At 63.9% G+C, this 14,076-nt stretch carries 16 protein-coding genes; 3 read left to right on the forward strand and 13 right to left on the reverse strand.

The window, feature by feature from the left end:
• Positions 1 to 85: 85 nt before the first annotated feature.
• From rseP to rpsB, 8 genes are all read right to left on the reverse strand, one after another.
• Positions 86 to 1,219: an RIP metalloprotease RseP gene (gene rseP, locus ACAX61_RS18975; protein ID WP_370716145.1), complete on the reverse strand. Its 1,134-nt coding sequence runs from the start codon at positions 1,217 to 1,219 to the stop codon at positions 86 to 88.
• Positions 1,216 to 2,373 (reverse strand): 1-deoxy-D-xylulose-5-phosphate reductoisomerase, encoded by a 1,158-nt coding sequence (locus ACAX61_RS18980; RefSeq protein ID WP_370716146.1) that lies wholly within the window; start codon positions 2,371 to 2,373, stop codon positions 1,216 to 1,218. The genes rseP and ACAX61_RS18980 overlap by 4 nt, the downstream gene beginning before the upstream one ends.
• The gene (locus tag ACAX61_RS18985) at positions 2,370 to 3,161 is read right to left on the reverse strand and encodes a phosphatidate cytidylyltransferase (protein WP_370716147.1); all 792 of its coding nucleotides are present in this window, start codon (positions 3,159 to 3,161) and stop codon (positions 2,370 to 2,372) included. Before ACAX61_RS18985 ends, ACAX61_RS18980 begins: the two co-directional genes overlap by 4 nt.
• Entirely contained in the window at positions 3,158 to 3,889 is a 732-nt protein-coding gene (locus tag ACAX61_RS18990) for an isoprenyl transferase (protein WP_370716148.1), read from the reverse strand. Before ACAX61_RS18990 ends, ACAX61_RS18985 begins: the two co-directional genes overlap by 4 nt.
• A gap of 37 nt (positions 3,890 to 3,926) precedes the next feature.
• The gene (gene frr, locus ACAX61_RS18995; protein WP_370716149.1) at positions 3,927 to 4,487 is read right to left on the reverse strand and encodes a ribosome recycling factor; all 561 of its coding nucleotides are present in this window, start codon (positions 4,485 to 4,487) and stop codon (positions 3,927 to 3,929) included.
• Positions 4,488 to 4,507: 20 nt separating this feature from the next.
• Entirely contained in the window at positions 4,508 to 5,230 is a 723-nt protein-coding gene (gene pyrH / locus ACAX61_RS19000) for a UMP kinase (protein ID WP_370716150.1), read from the reverse strand.
• Between the two features lie 110 nt (positions 5,231 to 5,340).
• A complete protein-coding gene (tsf, locus tag ACAX61_RS19005) occupies positions 5,341 to 6,273 on the reverse strand; it encodes a translation elongation factor Ts (protein ID WP_370716151.1) in 933 nt (310 codons plus the stop codon).
• A 107-nt stretch (positions 6,274 to 6,380) separates the two neighbouring features.
• The gene (gene rpsB, locus ACAX61_RS19010) at positions 6,381 to 7,166 is read right to left on the reverse strand and encodes a 30S ribosomal protein S2 (protein ID WP_370716152.1); all 786 of its coding nucleotides are present in this window, start codon (positions 7,164 to 7,166) and stop codon (positions 6,381 to 6,383) included.
• A 266-nt stretch (positions 7,167 to 7,432) separates the two neighbouring features.
• On the opposite strand from rpsB, the gene ACAX61_RS19015 reads away from it, so the two are divergent.
• Positions 7,433 to 7,651: a hypothetical protein gene (locus ACAX61_RS19015; protein WP_370716153.1), complete on the forward strand. Its 219-nt coding sequence runs from the start codon at positions 7,433 to 7,435 to the stop codon at positions 7,649 to 7,651.
• Here ACAX61_RS19015 and ACAX61_RS19020 read toward each other — a convergent pair.
• Complete coding sequence (locus ACAX61_RS19020; protein ID WP_370716154.1) at positions 7,602 to 8,390, reverse strand: CDP-alcohol phosphatidyltransferase family protein; 789 nt, start codon at positions 8,388 to 8,390, stop codon at positions 7,602 to 7,604. The genes ACAX61_RS19015 and ACAX61_RS19020 overlap by 50 nt on opposite strands.
• Complete coding sequence (locus ACAX61_RS19025) at positions 8,390 to 9,121, reverse strand: phosphatidylserine decarboxylase (protein ID WP_370716155.1); 732 nt, start codon at positions 9,119 to 9,121, stop codon at positions 8,390 to 8,392. The genes ACAX61_RS19020 and ACAX61_RS19025 overlap by 1 nt, the downstream gene beginning before the upstream one ends.
• Before the next feature lie 141 nt (positions 9,122 to 9,262).
• Here ACAX61_RS19025 and ACAX61_RS19030 point away from each other — a divergent pair, with 141 nt between their 5' ends.
• Both ACAX61_RS19030 and ACAX61_RS19035 read left to right on the forward strand, forming a co-directional pair.
• Positions 9,263 to 10,483: an NADP-dependent isocitrate dehydrogenase gene (locus ACAX61_RS19030; RefSeq protein ID WP_370716156.1), complete on the forward strand. Its 1,221-nt coding sequence runs from the start codon at positions 9,263 to 9,265 to the stop codon at positions 10,481 to 10,483.
• Between the two features lie 90 nt (positions 10,484 to 10,573).
• Positions 10,574 to 11,353, forward strand: a complete 780-nt coding sequence (locus ACAX61_RS19035; RefSeq protein ID WP_370716157.1) for a TSUP family transporter — start codon at positions 10,574 to 10,576, stop codon at positions 11,351 to 11,353.
• Here the strand turns inward: ACAX61_RS19035 and mltG are convergent, their stop codons facing one another.
• The 3 genes from mltG to ACAX61_RS19050 all read right to left on the reverse strand — a co-directional run bounded on the left by mltG (position 11,354) and on the right by ACAX61_RS19050 (position 14,064).
• Complete coding sequence (mltG, locus tag ACAX61_RS19040) at positions 11,354 to 12,325, reverse strand: endolytic transglycosylase MltG (RefSeq protein WP_370716158.1); 972 nt, start codon at positions 12,323 to 12,325, stop codon at positions 11,354 to 11,356.
• Positions 12,326 to 12,335: 10 nt separating this feature from the next.
• Complete coding sequence (gene fabF / locus ACAX61_RS19045) at positions 12,336 to 13,598, reverse strand: beta-ketoacyl-ACP synthase II (RefSeq protein ID WP_370716159.1); 1,263 nt, start codon at positions 13,596 to 13,598, stop codon at positions 12,336 to 12,338.
• 229 nt (positions 13,599 to 13,827) lie between these two features.
• Positions 13,828 to 14,064, reverse strand: a complete 237-nt coding sequence (locus ACAX61_RS19050) for an acyl carrier protein (RefSeq protein WP_256507241.1) — start codon at positions 14,062 to 14,064, stop codon at positions 13,828 to 13,830.
• Between the last annotated feature and the right edge of the window lie 12 nt (positions 14,065 to 14,076).

A 14,076-nucleotide genomic window follows, 5' to 3' on the forward strand; every position in this document is an offset into this window, starting at 1 on the left:
GATCGCCGTCACCGTCGTTCTCACCTTGAAAATGTCCCGAAGAGAAAGTCCTGCATGCGGGCGACATGCCCCTGCACGATGCGCGTCAGCCGATCAACCCGGCCAGGCTGCGCCACAGACCAAATGCGCCCAGATCATTGATTGTCACGAGGAGCATCAGCGCCAGCAGCGCCGCCAGCCCGCCGCGAAATGCCCATTCGAGCACCTTGGGATCGACGGGGCGCCGCCGAACTGCCTCAATCGCATAAAAGAGCAGGTGTCCGCCATCCAGCATTGGAACTGGCAACAGGTTGATGAACCCCAAGTTAATCGACACCAGCGCGATCAGACCGATAAACTCGGCGAGGCCCAAGCTAAGTTGCTGTCCGGACACTTGGGCGATGCGAAGCGGCCCGCCCAATTCCTCCATCGAGCGACGGCCGGTCACGATCTGGCCGATGGTGTCGACCATCATGCCCACGATCTCACCCGTGCGTTCGATCCCCACCAGGGGCGCTTCGACCAGTGATACCGGCTCACGCACAGGCGCCGTGGGTCCGATGCCAACCCGGCCGATGCGATATTCGTTTCCGAACCGGTCGCGCTCTCGCAGCTCTCCAATCGTTGCGGTCAGCGCCTGGCGAGCACCGCCGCGCTGGACCACGATCGTGATCGCTTCACCGGGACGCAGGCGCGCAAAATTAGCAATGTCGTCAAAGGTCGCGATGTCGCGCCCGCCCAGCGACACAATGCGGTCGCCAACTGCCAGTCCGGCCTGCTCCGCTGCGCTGCCGGGCTGGATGATGCCGATAACGGGCGGCGTGCGGCTGACGCCATAGGCATAGGCGAAACCCGCCAGGATAAGGATCGCCAGCGCGAAATTGATTGCCGGACCTGCGGCGACGATGATAGCGCGCTGCCACAGCGGCTTGGCCTGAAATGTCTGCTGCCGCTCCGCCGCCGGCAATGCCAGCCATTCGGTGCTTGGCTGGCTGGCAGGACTCATATCCCCGGCAAAGCGGACATAGCCGCCCAACGGCAGCCACCCGAACTTCCACCGCGTGCCGCGCCGATCGGTAAACCCGGCGATCTCTCGCCCAAAGCCGATCGAAAAGGCTTCCGCCTTAACGCCGAACCAGCGCCCGGCCAGATAGTGCCCCATCTCGTGAACGAACACGAGCGGCCCGATAACAGCAACAAACGCCAGGAAGGTGAACAGAACACCCGGGTTTTCGATCAAGCCACGCGATCCTTTACCCGCTCGGCCGCGATCGTCCGCGCCTCGCCATCCACCGCCAGCACCGCAGCCACATCCTGAGGCGCAGGCGGATCATACATGCTCAACGTATCCTCGACGATTGCGGCAATTTCGAGGAAGCCGCACCGCCCATCAAGAAACGCCGCCACCGCGACCTCATTTGCCGCATTCAGAATGGCGGGCCGCGCACCCCCTGCCCGCAACGCTTCCCGCGCGAGTCTCAGCGCAGGGAAACGCACAGGGTCGGGCGCTTCGAAATCGAACCGGCCCAACTTCACGAAATCCAGCGGCGCCATGGGCGTAGACATGCGTTCGGGCCATGCCAGCGTGTGGGCGATCGGCACGCGCATATCGCTGGGGCCAAGCTGGGCGAGCACCGATCCGTCGACATATTCGACCATCGAATGGATGACCGATTGCGGGTGAACCACGATGTCGATAGCCGCTTCGTCGACGGGGAACAGACGGGCAGCCTCGATCAGCTCGAGCCCCTTGTTCATCAGCGTTGCCGAATCGACCGAAATCTTGGCGCCCATCGACCAGTTGGGATGGGCCACAGCCTGTTCGCGAGTGACCGCCGCCATCGCTTCCCGGCTCCAGCTTCGGAACGGCCCGCCGCTGGCGGTCAGGATCAGGCGACGAACGCCAGCGGCGCCGTCGCCGGCCATACACTGAAAAATCGCGTTATGCTCGCTGTCCGCCGGCAGCAGCGTCGCACCGCTGGCGGATGCTGCCGCCAGGATCAGTTCGCCCGCCGAAACCAGTGGCTCCTTGTTCGCGATGACGACGGTGCCGCCGCCTTCGATCGCTGCCAATGTCGGGTTCAGGCCGGCGCAGCCGACAATCGCGCTCATCGTCCAGTCGGCACCTGCGCGCGCCGCCTGGCAAACCGCGTCCGCACCACCCGCAACGCGCGTGCCTGTGCCCGCCAGCGCATCGGCCAGCGCGGGGAGGCATCGCGCATCGGCGACCACGGCCAGTTCGGCGCGAGTGCGCCGTGCGGCATCAGCAAGTCCGTCGATGTCGCGATTGGCCGTCAGCGCAACGACGCGGAACGCGTCCCCGCCCCGCTCCACTAGGTCGAGCGTCGAGGTGCCGATCGACCCGGTCGCACCCAAAATCGTGACGCGCTTCATAGCGCAACTCCAAGCGCCAGCACCATCAGCGCCGCCAGCGGGGCGACCGGCACGATGCCGTCCAGCCTGTCGAGCATGCCGCCATGACCCGGCAGCAGCGTGCCCGAATCCTTGATCCCGGCGCGCCGTTTGAGCCAGCTTTCATACAGGTCACCCAGCGCCGACACGATCGCAAGCACCGGCGTCGCCACCGCGAGCCATAGCGGCAGGCCATATTGCGCCATCACGCCGCCCAGGACGGCGGACGCAGCTACGCCACCGACAAAGCCCGACCAAGTCTTGTTCGGGCTGATCGCAGGCGCGAAACGCGGCCCTCCGACAGATCGGCCCACAAAAAATGCCGCCGTGTCGCATGCCCAGACCAAGCCCATCGCCCAGAGTGAAATGAACAGCCCGTCGGGCAACGAACGCAGCAGCAACAGCGACAGTGCAGGCAGGCCGACATAGAGGATGCCTCCGGCCAGCTCACGTCGCCCGGTCGCAGCACCGACGAAAAACGCAGCGCCGATCACCAGCCCGAACGCAAAGAAACTCGGCCCCGAAGCGAGCGGCGCCATGATCGCCAGCGGGATCGACAGCGCGAACTGCCCGATCCGCTTGTCGCGCGGCGTCGCAGCGAACATCGCCGACCACTCGCTCATCATGATCAGCGCGCCGACTGCCACGATCAGCCAGAACGCGATACCGCCCCACCAAAGCGCGCAGAACGCAACCGCAAGCAGGCTGAAGCCCACCATCAGTCGCTGATTAAGATTGGCCTTTCGCCGGGCACGGTCGTCAGGGGTCACAAGCCACCGAAGCGACGCTGCCGACGCGAAAAAATGTCCAGCGCCTCTGCCAGCGTCGCCGCATCAAAATCCGGCCACAGCGTGTCGACGAACAGCAATTCGGCATAGGCCGCCTGCCACAGCAGGAAATTGGACAACCGCTGCTCGCCAGATGTGCGGATCATCAAATCCAGCGGCGGCAGGTCATGCGTGGTCAGTTCCGCCTCGACACTCGCCTCATCAATCGCAGCGGGATCGATCGCACCATTACGCGCCGCCGTCGCCAGACGCCGCGCCGCTGCCGCAATCTCTGCCTGCGCCCCGTAATTCAGCGCAATTACCAGCGTGGGACCGGTATTCGCGGCCGTTCGCGCGAGCGCGTCGTCGATCAGCGCAACCAGATCGTCGGACAGCGCGCGATAGTCACCGATCACGCGCAGCCGCACATTATCGGCGACCAGGGTTGCAATCTCCGCGCGCAGGAAATGGCGCAGCAGACCCATCAGGTCGCGCACTTCCTCCACCGGGCGGCGCCAATTCTCCGACGAAAAGGCATAGAGGGTCAGCACCTCCAGCCCCAGATCGCGGGCCGCGCGGGTCACACGCCGCACAGCCTCGACGCCCTGCTTGTGCCCTGCCACGCGCGGCAGACGCCGGGCCTTTGCCCAGCGCCCATTGCCGTCCATGATAATCGCGACGTGGCGGGGCCGCGTACCGGCAACGGGGGCCGGATCGATTTGCGTCGCCATCAGCGCTCCTGCACCCGGCCAAAGTCAGCGCGAACGCTCACTTGCCGAGGATTTCCTTTTCCTTGGCCGCGGCGGTGGCGTCGATGTCCGCGATGGTTGCATCGGTCAGCTTCTGGACCTCGCCCTCATGACGCTTGCGCTCGTCCTCGGACAACAGGCCCTTCTTCTCGTCGGCCTTCAGGCTGTCCATGCCGTCGCGGCGGACGTTGCGAACGGCGACCCGCGCCTTTTCGGCATATTGCCCGGCCAGCTTGGCAAGTTCCTTCCGGCGCTCTTCGGTCAGGTCGGGGATCGGCAGGCGCAGCGTCTGGCCATCATTGATCGGGTTCAGACCCAGGCCGGCCGATCGGATCGCCTTTTCGACGGGACCGACATTCGACTTGTCCCAGACCTGCACCGACAGCATGCGCGATTCGGGCGCGGAGACGGTCGCAACCTGGCTGAGCGGCATGTGTGCGCCGTACACCTCGACCGTCACCGGATCGAGCAGCGACGTCGACGCGCGTCCAGTGCGCAGACCCGACAGATCCCCCTTCAGCGATTCGACCGCGCCGGCCATGCGGCGTTCGAGGTCTGCCTTTTCATATGCGGCGGCCATGATTCGGCTCTCCTTTTCGATTATGCGGACTTGCGGACGATGGTCGCGGTACCCTCGCCATGCAACACGGCGGCGAGATTGCCTTCGTCACGGATGTTGAAAACGACGATTGGGATGTCGCTATCGCGGCACAGGGCCACGGCGCTGGCGTCCATCACCTTCAGGTTGTCGGCGAGCACCCGGTCGTAGCTCAGCTCGTCATAACGAGTCGCCGTAGGCACCTTCTTGGGATCGGCATCGTAAACGCCATCGACGCTGGTGCCCTTCAGCAGCGCATCACAGCCCATTTCGGCCGCCCGCAACGCCGCGGTGGTATCAGTGGTGAAAAACGGAAGGCCGGTACCCGCCGCGAACAGCACGACGCGGCCCTTCTCCATATGCCGCTGCGCCTTGCGGCGGATATAGGGTTCGCAGACGCTGGCCATCGGTATGGCGGACTGGACGCGCGTGTCGATCCCCTGCTGCTCCAGCGCATTCTGCATCGCCAGCGCGTTCATCACGGTCGCCAGCATGCCCATATAATCGGCCGACGCACGGTCGAAGCCCTGCGCCGCGCCGGCCAGCCCGCGGAAGATATTACCGCCGCCGACGACCATGCAGACCTCATGCCCGCCATCGACGACCGCCTTCACCTCGCGCGCGACCCGTTCGCAGGTTGCGGGGTCGATACCATATTGCCCCTGGCCCATCAGGACTTCGCCCGACAGCTTGAGGAGGATGCGGTTGAAGGTCGGGCGGGTCATGGCGTTCCGATGTCTGGAGGGGGCAGCAAAACGGCGCGGACCTTAGAAGCCCCGCGCCGTCGTGCCAACCTATTACGCCTGCCCCGCAAAAGGGCAAGGCGTGAAGGGGATCAGTTCTTGTGGAGACCGGCCGTCGCAGCAACCTCTGCCGCGAAATCGCTCTCTTCCTTTTCAATGCCTTCGCCCAGCTGGAAGCGCACATAATCGACCAGCTTAATCGACGCGCCCGCATCCTTGGCCGCCTTGGCAACGACATCCGCCACGGGGGTCTTGCCGTCCATGACGATCGGCTGGCTCAGCAGCGCATTTTCCTTGGCGAACTTCTTCACCGAGCCTTCGACCATCTTGGCGATGATCTCAGCCGGCTTGCCGCTCTCGGCTGCCTTTTCGGTCGCAATCTGGCGCTCGCGCTCCAGAACGTCGGCGTCGAGGCCGCTTTCGTCCAGCGCCAGCGGGAAAGCTGCTGCGACGTGCATCGCGATCTGCTTGCCCAGCGGTTCGAGCACATCGACACCTGCGTCCGATTCGAGCGCGACCAGCACGCCGATCTTGCCGAGGCCCGGTGCGGCTGCGTTGTGGACATAGGGGATGACAGCGCCCTGCGACACTTCGACGCGCTTGGCGCGACGCAGCACCTGATTCTCGCCGATGGTCGAGATGTTGTTGGTCAGCACCTCTTCGACCGTGCCACCCTGCGGCATCTGGGCGGCCTTGATCGCGGCAACGTCGTCGCCAGCTTCCAGCGCCAGTGCAGTGACGTCACGGACAAAGCCCTGGAAGATTTCGTTCTTCGCAACGAAGTCGGTCTGGGAATTGACCTCGACCGCCACACCCTTGGTCCCGGCGACGGCAACGCCGACCAAACCCTCGGCTGCGGTGCGGCTCGACTTCTTGGCAGCCGCGGCAAGGCCCTTGGTACGCAGCCAGTCGACAGCAGCTTCCATGTCGCCGTTGTTTTCAGCCAGCGCCTTCTTGCAATCCATCATGCCGGCGCCCGAACGCTCGCGCAGTTCCTTGACGGCGGCAGCGGTGATCTCGGCCATGTTCATATCCTTCTTATGATGCGGGCGGGGTCAGTGCATCGCGCCCTGCCCCGCCCGGATGACAAATTGGTGACGCAACCGGCCTGAACCGGAAGCGCTCAAACGGCTCAGGCCTGCGCGGTTGCCTCTGCGGCGGGCGCTTCCTCGGTCAGCACCGGCTCGACCGGGGGTTCGGCCATCGCGCCAAAATCCTGGCTCTGCATCGCAGCCTGGTTGTTGCCGCGGGTCGCGGCAATCGCCATCGCTTCGCAATACAGACGGATCGCACGGCTGGCGTCGTCATTCGCCGGAACCGGGAAAGCAATGCCGTCGGGCGAAACGTTCGAGTCGAGGATCGCGACGACGGGAATACCCAGCGTGTTCGCTTCCTTGATCGCCAGCTCTTCCTTGTTCGCGTCGATCACGAACATGATGTCAGGAATGCCGTTCAGGTCGCGGATACCGCCCAGCGACAGCTCAAGCTTGTCGCGCTCGCGGGTCAGGTTCAGCACTTCCTTCTTGGTCAGGCCGTGGGTGTCGCCCGACAGCTGCTCTTCCAGCGTCTTGAGGCGCTTGATCGAACCCGAAATCGTCTTCCAGTTGGTGAGCATGCCGCCCAGCCAGCGGTGGTTGACGAAATGCTGGCCCGACTTGCGGGCGGCGTCAGCGACGGCTTCCTGCGCCTGGCGCTTGGTGCCAACGAACAGCACCTTGCCACCGCCGGCCACGGTCGACGACACGAACTCCAGTGCCCGCGCGAACAGCGGCACGGTCTGGCTGAGGTCGAGGATGTGGACGCCGTTGCGGTCGCCAAAGATGTAGGGCTTCATCTTCGGGTTCCAGCGGTGCGTCTGGTGGCCGAAATGCGCGCCTGATTCGAGAAGCTGCTGAAGCGTGACGACAGGTGCCGCCATGAGATATTCTCCTTCCGGTTAGTCCTCTGGGAAGCAAGCGACCCTGGACATGCCTGAAAGGCTGCCCGGAGCACCGGTATATGGGCTTCCCATGCGGGTTGAGCGCGCGCCCTTAACCGAAACGCGCAGCGCAATCAATACTTGACGTCGGAACGCAGTGAGAACACAAAGGGGTCATAACAGGTCTCAGGAACCGTTTCGTCGCAAGGCTGTTAGCGTTCGATCAATCGTTAACGGCGCCATTCCGTTCGGGAGTTCGTCAAGTGGTGGACATTTCGGCTTTCGCTCTTTTCGCGTTCGCATTCGTCACCGCGATGGCGACCATCGTTGCGACGATCCTTCCCTATCAGTCCCGTATCCTGTGTCTGCTGACCCATGGCACCCAGACGCGGGTCGGGGCGCTGCCGCCGCTGGCGCCGCGCGGCGAACGGCGCGCTACGCCTCGGCTGACGGCGTCGCCGGCAAACCTGCGCGCAGTCGCTTAGCACGCGCATAGCTGGAAATGCTGAACGGGATGGTCAGCAGATAGGCGAGCGAAATCGCCGTCAGCGTTTGCCACGGCGCTGACACGACGGCGGCGGCAAAGATTACCAGCACGACCAGCGCCTCGAACCTGACATTGCGTCGCAGGCGAAGCGAAGACCAGGAGAAGGTGGCGAGGCTCGACACCATCAGGAATGCGACGAATGCGACCCAGGGCGTGACCAGCCATGGGGAACGGAACGCCGCCTCCCCCGTCCAGAACCACAGATAAAGCGGCAGCATCGCCAACCCTGCACCGGCGGGCGCTGGCACGCCGGTCAAGAAACCTGCCGATTTATGCGGCTGTTCCTTGACGTCGATGCTTGCGTTGAACCGCGCCAGGCGCAGGGCGCAGAATACGGCATAGACAAGCGCCGCCAGCCATCCAACTCGCGCCCCCTCCATCATCGACCAGAGGTAAAGGATCAGGGCGGGTGACACGCCAAAGCTGATTGCGTCGGACAAGCTGTCCAACTCTGCTCCGAACCGGCTTTCGCCGCGGATCAGTCGCGCGATGCGGCCGTCGATCCCGTCCAGTGCGCCAGCCAGCAGGATCATCAGAACCGCGCGTTCCCACTCCCCCCCAATGGCGAAGCGGATGCCCGACAGGCCTGAACAAAGTGCAAGCGCGGTGACGGCGTTGGGCGCAATCGCGCGCAGCGGCAAACCGCGACGTGGGCGGGCGGGCCGGGGTGGTACCATTACTGCGCCACTCCGGTCGGACGGTTGTTGCCCAGACGCCCGATGACCGTCTCACCGGCAATGCTGCGTTGACCAAGGATCACTTGCGGCGCGTAGCCATGCGGCAGGAACACATCGACCCGGCTGCCAAAGCGGATCAGGCCGATACGTTGCCCCGCGACGATCATGTCCCCCGGCTTCACGAACGCAAGAATACGGCGCGCGACCAAACCGGCAATTTGCGTAAAGCCGAAGCGGGTCCCGTCGGGCGCCTCAACGATGATATGCTGACGCTCGTTTTCGTCCGAAGCCTTGTCCAGATCGGCGTTCACAAACTTGCCTGAGATATACACGACCTGCCGCACCGTGCCGGTTACCGGCGTGCGATTGATGTGGACGTCGAACACGCTCATAAAGATCGACACGCGCGTCAGCGGCCCGTCGCCCAGTCCATGCGGCCCGGCGAGTTCGGGCGGCAACGGCACCTGCTGGATCATCGTCACCAGCCCGTCGGCGGGCGCGATAATCAGGCCGGGTTCCTGCGGGGTCACGCGGACGGGATCGCGGAAAAATGCCGCAACCCAGATCGTCAGACCGATGAACGGCCACGCCCAGAACCATCCCCCTATGAACAGGGCAAGCGCCGAGATCGCGCCGGCGACCAGGACATATTTGCGCCCCTCGGGATGAACGGCGGGAAAGCGCCATTTGACGGTGGAGGTGGTGACTGGCGGCTTTTTGAGTGAAGGCATCGACCCGATGTATCCGTCCTGTCACCGCGACACAATCAAATGCATCACCGACGCCACGACCAACCATGCGGCCCGGTTGATCCGCAAGCGCCCAGCCCTTAGGGGAGACACCAACCCTCCCTTAGGCAAAGCGAGACATTGATGGCGAAGATCAAGGTAAAAACGCCGGTCGTGGAGATCGACGGCGATGAGATGACGCGGATCATCTGGGCATGGATCCGCGAGCGCCTGATCCTCCCCTATCTCGACATCGACCTCGAATATTACGACCTCGCGGTTGAGAAGCGCGACGAGACCGACGACAAGATCACGGTCGATTCGGCGAAGGCAATCCAGAAATATGGCGTTGGCGTAAAATGCGCTACGATCACTCCCGACGAACAGCGGGTCGAGGAATTCGGCCTGAAGAAGATGTGGAAGTCGCCGAACGGCACCATCCGCAACATCCTCGGCGGCGTGGTTTTCCGCGAGCCGATCGTGATCAAGAATGTTCCCCGCCTGGTTCCGGGCTGGACGCACCCGATCGTCGTCGGCCGCCACGCATTCGGCGACCAGTATCGCGCGACCGATTACAAGGTGCCTGGCCCCGGCAAGCTACGCCTGGTGTTCGAAGGCGACGACGGCACCGTCATTGACGAGGAAGTGTTCAAGTTTCCGTCCGCGGGCGTCGCGATGGCGATGTACAACCTGGATGACTCGATCCGAGATTTCGCCCGTGCCAGCCTGAACTATGGGCTCGGCCGCGGTTGGCCGGTTTATCTGTCGACCAAGAACACGATCATGAAGGCCTATGACGGGCGCTTCAAGGACATCTTCCAGGAAGTGTTCGAGACCGAGTTCGAACCGCAGTTCAAGGAAGCCGGTATCGAATATCAGCACCGCCTGATCGACGACATGGTCGCGTCGGCACTGAAGTGGCATGGCGAGTTCGTGTGGGCGTGCAAGAACTATGACGGCGACGTCCAGTCGGACACTGTTGCTCAGGGGTTCGGCTCGCTGGGTCTGATGACCTCTGTGCTGATGACGCCGGACGGCAAGACGATCGAGGCGGAAGCAGCGCACGGCACCGTCACCCGCCACTATCGCCAGCACCAGCAGGGCAAGGCGACGTCGACCAACCCGATCGCCTCGATCTTCGCGTGGACCGGCGGCCTGAAGTATCGCGGCAAGTTCGACGGTACCCCGGACGTGACCCGCTTTGCCGAAACGCTTGAGCGCGTTTGCGTCGAAACCGTCGAGAAGGGTCAGATGACGAAGGATCTCGCCATCCTGATCGGCCCGGATCAGCCGTGGATGACGACCGAGCAGTTCTTCGAAGCGATTCGCCTGAACCTCGAAACCGCGATGGCCGACTGGAAGTAATTTCCGGCTGACACAGCTGACTAAATGGATGGGGCGTCCCGGTTCGACCGGGGCGCCCCTGTCTGTTCGAGGATTAGGGGAAGTGTGTCGATGCTGGAGGTGAGCTTTGATGCGGTGCTGTTCATCGTTGCCATGGCCTTTGTCGCGGGGGGCGTGGATGCGATTGCAGGGGGCGGCGGCCTGCTGACCATTCCGGCGTTGATGGCCGCCGGTGTGCCGCCCGTCGCGGCACTGGCGACCAACAAGCTGCAAAGCACGATCGGCACCGCGTCGGCATTTCTGCGCTTCCATCGTGCAGGACATGTCGACCTGCGCGCGTTCGCGGTGGCCGCCGCCGCCGCCTTTGGCGGATCGGTCGCGGGAGCAACGGCGGTTCAGTTTGTCGACACGGCGTTTCTTGCGCTTGTCGTGCCGGTGCTGCTGATCGCGATGGGCCTGTATTTCCTGCTCGCTCCCCCCATGAGCGAAGTGGATCGCCAGGCGTTGCTGGGCCGCGCGGGCCTGACAGCGGTGGCGGGCTGCATCGGCTTTTACGATGGCTTTTTCGGCCCCGGTACGGGTTCGTTCCTGACGACGGCCCTGGTCGCGCTTGGCGGGCTGGGCCTGGTCCGCGCCATCGCCAATACCAAGTTCCTGAATCTGTCGACCAACCTTGCCGGGCTGATCGCCATGATGGCGGGGGGTAAGGTGTTGTGGGCGCTTGGGCTGACTATGGCGGTCGCCAATGTCCTGGGCAATCAGCTCGGCGCGTGGATCGCACTTCGCTATGGGGGTAAGGGCGCGCGCCTGTTGCTGGTGATCATGTCCTTTGCGCTGACGGCAAAGCTGCTCGCCGATCCGGCTAACCCCGTGCGCGCGCTGTTCGGTTGATTATTCCATCTCGCCGCGCGCACGGCGAATGGCGTACCACTTCGCCACATTGGCGTTATGCTGCTCAAGGGTGTCGGCAAAGACATGTCCGCCCGTGCCGTCAGCAACGAAATACAGCGCCGACGACTCCGCCGGGTTCAACACCGCGTCGATGCTCGCCCGGCCGGGATTTGCGATCGGCCCCTGCGGCAGTCCTGCCATCGAATAGGTGTTATAGCCGTTGACTGCGCGGACTTCCGAACGGCGGATGCGGCGGCCCAGTGGGCGCCCCTTGGTCAACGGATAGATGATCGTCGGATCAGCCTGAAGCCGCATTCCCTGCCGCAGCCGGTTCGAATAGACCGCCGCGACCGTCCGCCGCTCGGCCTCCTTGGCCGTTTCCTTCTCGACGATCGAGGCAAGGATAACCGCCTCGTGCGGGGTGGTGACGACAAGTCCTGGCTTGCGGCGCTTCCACGCATCGGCAAGATAGCGATCCATCGCCTGTTGCATCCGCGCCAGCACCGCGGCCCGTGTCTCACCCCGTTCATAGCTGTAGCTGTCGGGCAGCACCGAACCCTCTTCCGGCACGGCAACCTTACCCGTCAGTTCGGGTGCGCGCATCAGGGCTTCGTGTACCAGGACCGACGGCAGCCCTTCCGGTACGGCAACCAGACGCTGAACGACCTTGCCCTGCTGCATCAACTCGAGAAGATCGGCTTGGCTGATACCCGCCGGGATCGGGTATTCACCAGCTCGAATCGGGTCAGAACCGCCGAGCAGCTTCGACAGCAACACGAAGCGGCGGGCCGACGTAATCGCCCCCGCACGCTCCATCTCCTCTGCCGCACGCGTCAGCGAAGCGCCTTCCGGCACGACCACGTTGCGGTCGGCCTCCAGCGGGCCTGCGCCGCTCCACATCTGCACCAGCGCGAACAGCGCCGCGATCAGTGCCAGACCGGCGAACAGGCCCAGACAGCCGACGCGCTTCATCGCCGCGGTCTCAGTCGATTGCCTTCATCACCAGCGAAGCATTGGTGCCGCCGAACCCGAACGAATTGTTCAGGATCGCGCGCACCTTGCGCTCCTTGGCCTTGTGCGGAACCAGGTCGACGCCCGCGCAATTCTCGCTGGGATTGTCGAGGTTCAGCGTCGGCGGAACGATGCCGTCGCGCATCGCCAGAATGCAGAAGATCGACTCGACCGCACCCGCGCCGCCCAACAAATGGCCGATCGCCGACTTGGTCGACGACATCGACATGCCGTCCAGCGCCGAGCCGAACAGGCGGCGTACCGCGCCCAGTTCCAGCTCATCGCCCAACGGCGTCGAGGTGCCGTGTGCGTTCACATAATCGATGTCCGCCAGCGACAGGCCGGATTTGCGCATCGCCATTTCCATGCTGCGATAGGCACCCGATCCTTCGGGGTGCGGCGCCGTCACGTGATAGGCGTCGCCCGACAGACCATAGCCGATCACCTCGGCATAGATCTTGGCGCCGCGCGCCTTGGCACGCTCATACTCTTCCAGCACGACCACGCCCGCGCCCTCGCCCATGACGAAGCCGTCGCGATCGCGGTCATAGGGGCGGCTGCCCTTTTCCGGCGTGTCATTGAAATTTGTCGACAGCGCGCGCGCCTGGGCGAAACCGGCGATGCCGATCGGACAGATCGCACCTTCCGCGCCGCCCGCCAGCATTACGTCCGCGTCGTCCATCGCGATCATGCGCGCGGCGTCACCAATCGAATGGGCACCGGTCGAACAGGCGGTAACGACCGCGTGATTGGGGCCCATCAGGCCATATTTGATCGAGACCTGTCCGGAGATCAGGTTGATCAGGCGGCCATGAACGAAGTGAGGGCTGACGCGACTCGGGCCCTTGCGATCAAGAACGAGCGACTCGCTTTCGATCCCCGGCAGGCCGCCAATCCCTGCGCCGATCGAGCAACCGGCGCGGTACCGCTCTTCCTCGGTCATGTCGGTCAGGCCGGCATCCTCAATCGCCTGCCCGGCGGCGTCGATGCCGAATACGATGAAAGGATCGACCTGCCGCTGGACCTTGTGGTCGACGCGCTTGTTGGGGTCGAAACCATATTCATGGTCCGCGGGCTTCACCTCGCACGCGATGCGGCATTTATAGTCGGTCGGGTCGAAGCGCGTAATCCGCCCAGCGCCCGATTTTCCGGCGATCAGGTTTTTCCAAACGGTCTCCACTTCCGCGCCCAGCGGCGTGACAAGACCGAGGCCGGTGACAACGACGCGGCGCATTCAGACTCTCCGTTCAGCGACCCGGTGAGGGGCCTTAACCTTGCGGCACCGGCCCCTCCGGCAACCGCGCGATGATCGCACCTACCATGATGGCAAGTCCGTTCGCACACGCGCGATCAACGGCTTGCCGATGGCGCTGTCAAGCATCGCTTTGATAAACAAACGGCCCCCCGCCCGGCCGGAAGGCGCGAACGGGGGGCCGTGAATGCTTCAACGATACTGGGGCAAATCAGCCCTTGTGCTCGTCGATATAGGTGATCGCGTCGCGGACGGTCGTGATCTTTTCGGCCGCGTCATCAGGGATTTCGACGCCGAACTCTTCCTCAAACGCCATGACCAGCTCGACGATGTCGAGGCTGTCGGCGCCCAGATCGTCGATGAAGCTGGCGTCCTCGGTCACCTTCTCGGCCTCGACGCCCAGATTTTCGACGACGATCTTCTTCACGCGATCGGCGGTGTCGCTCATTCCCAAGTTCCT

This window comes from Sphingomonas sp. IW22, assembly GCF_041321155.1.
Lineage (GTDB): Bacteria > Pseudomonadota > Alphaproteobacteria > Sphingomonadales > Sphingomonadaceae > Sphingomonas.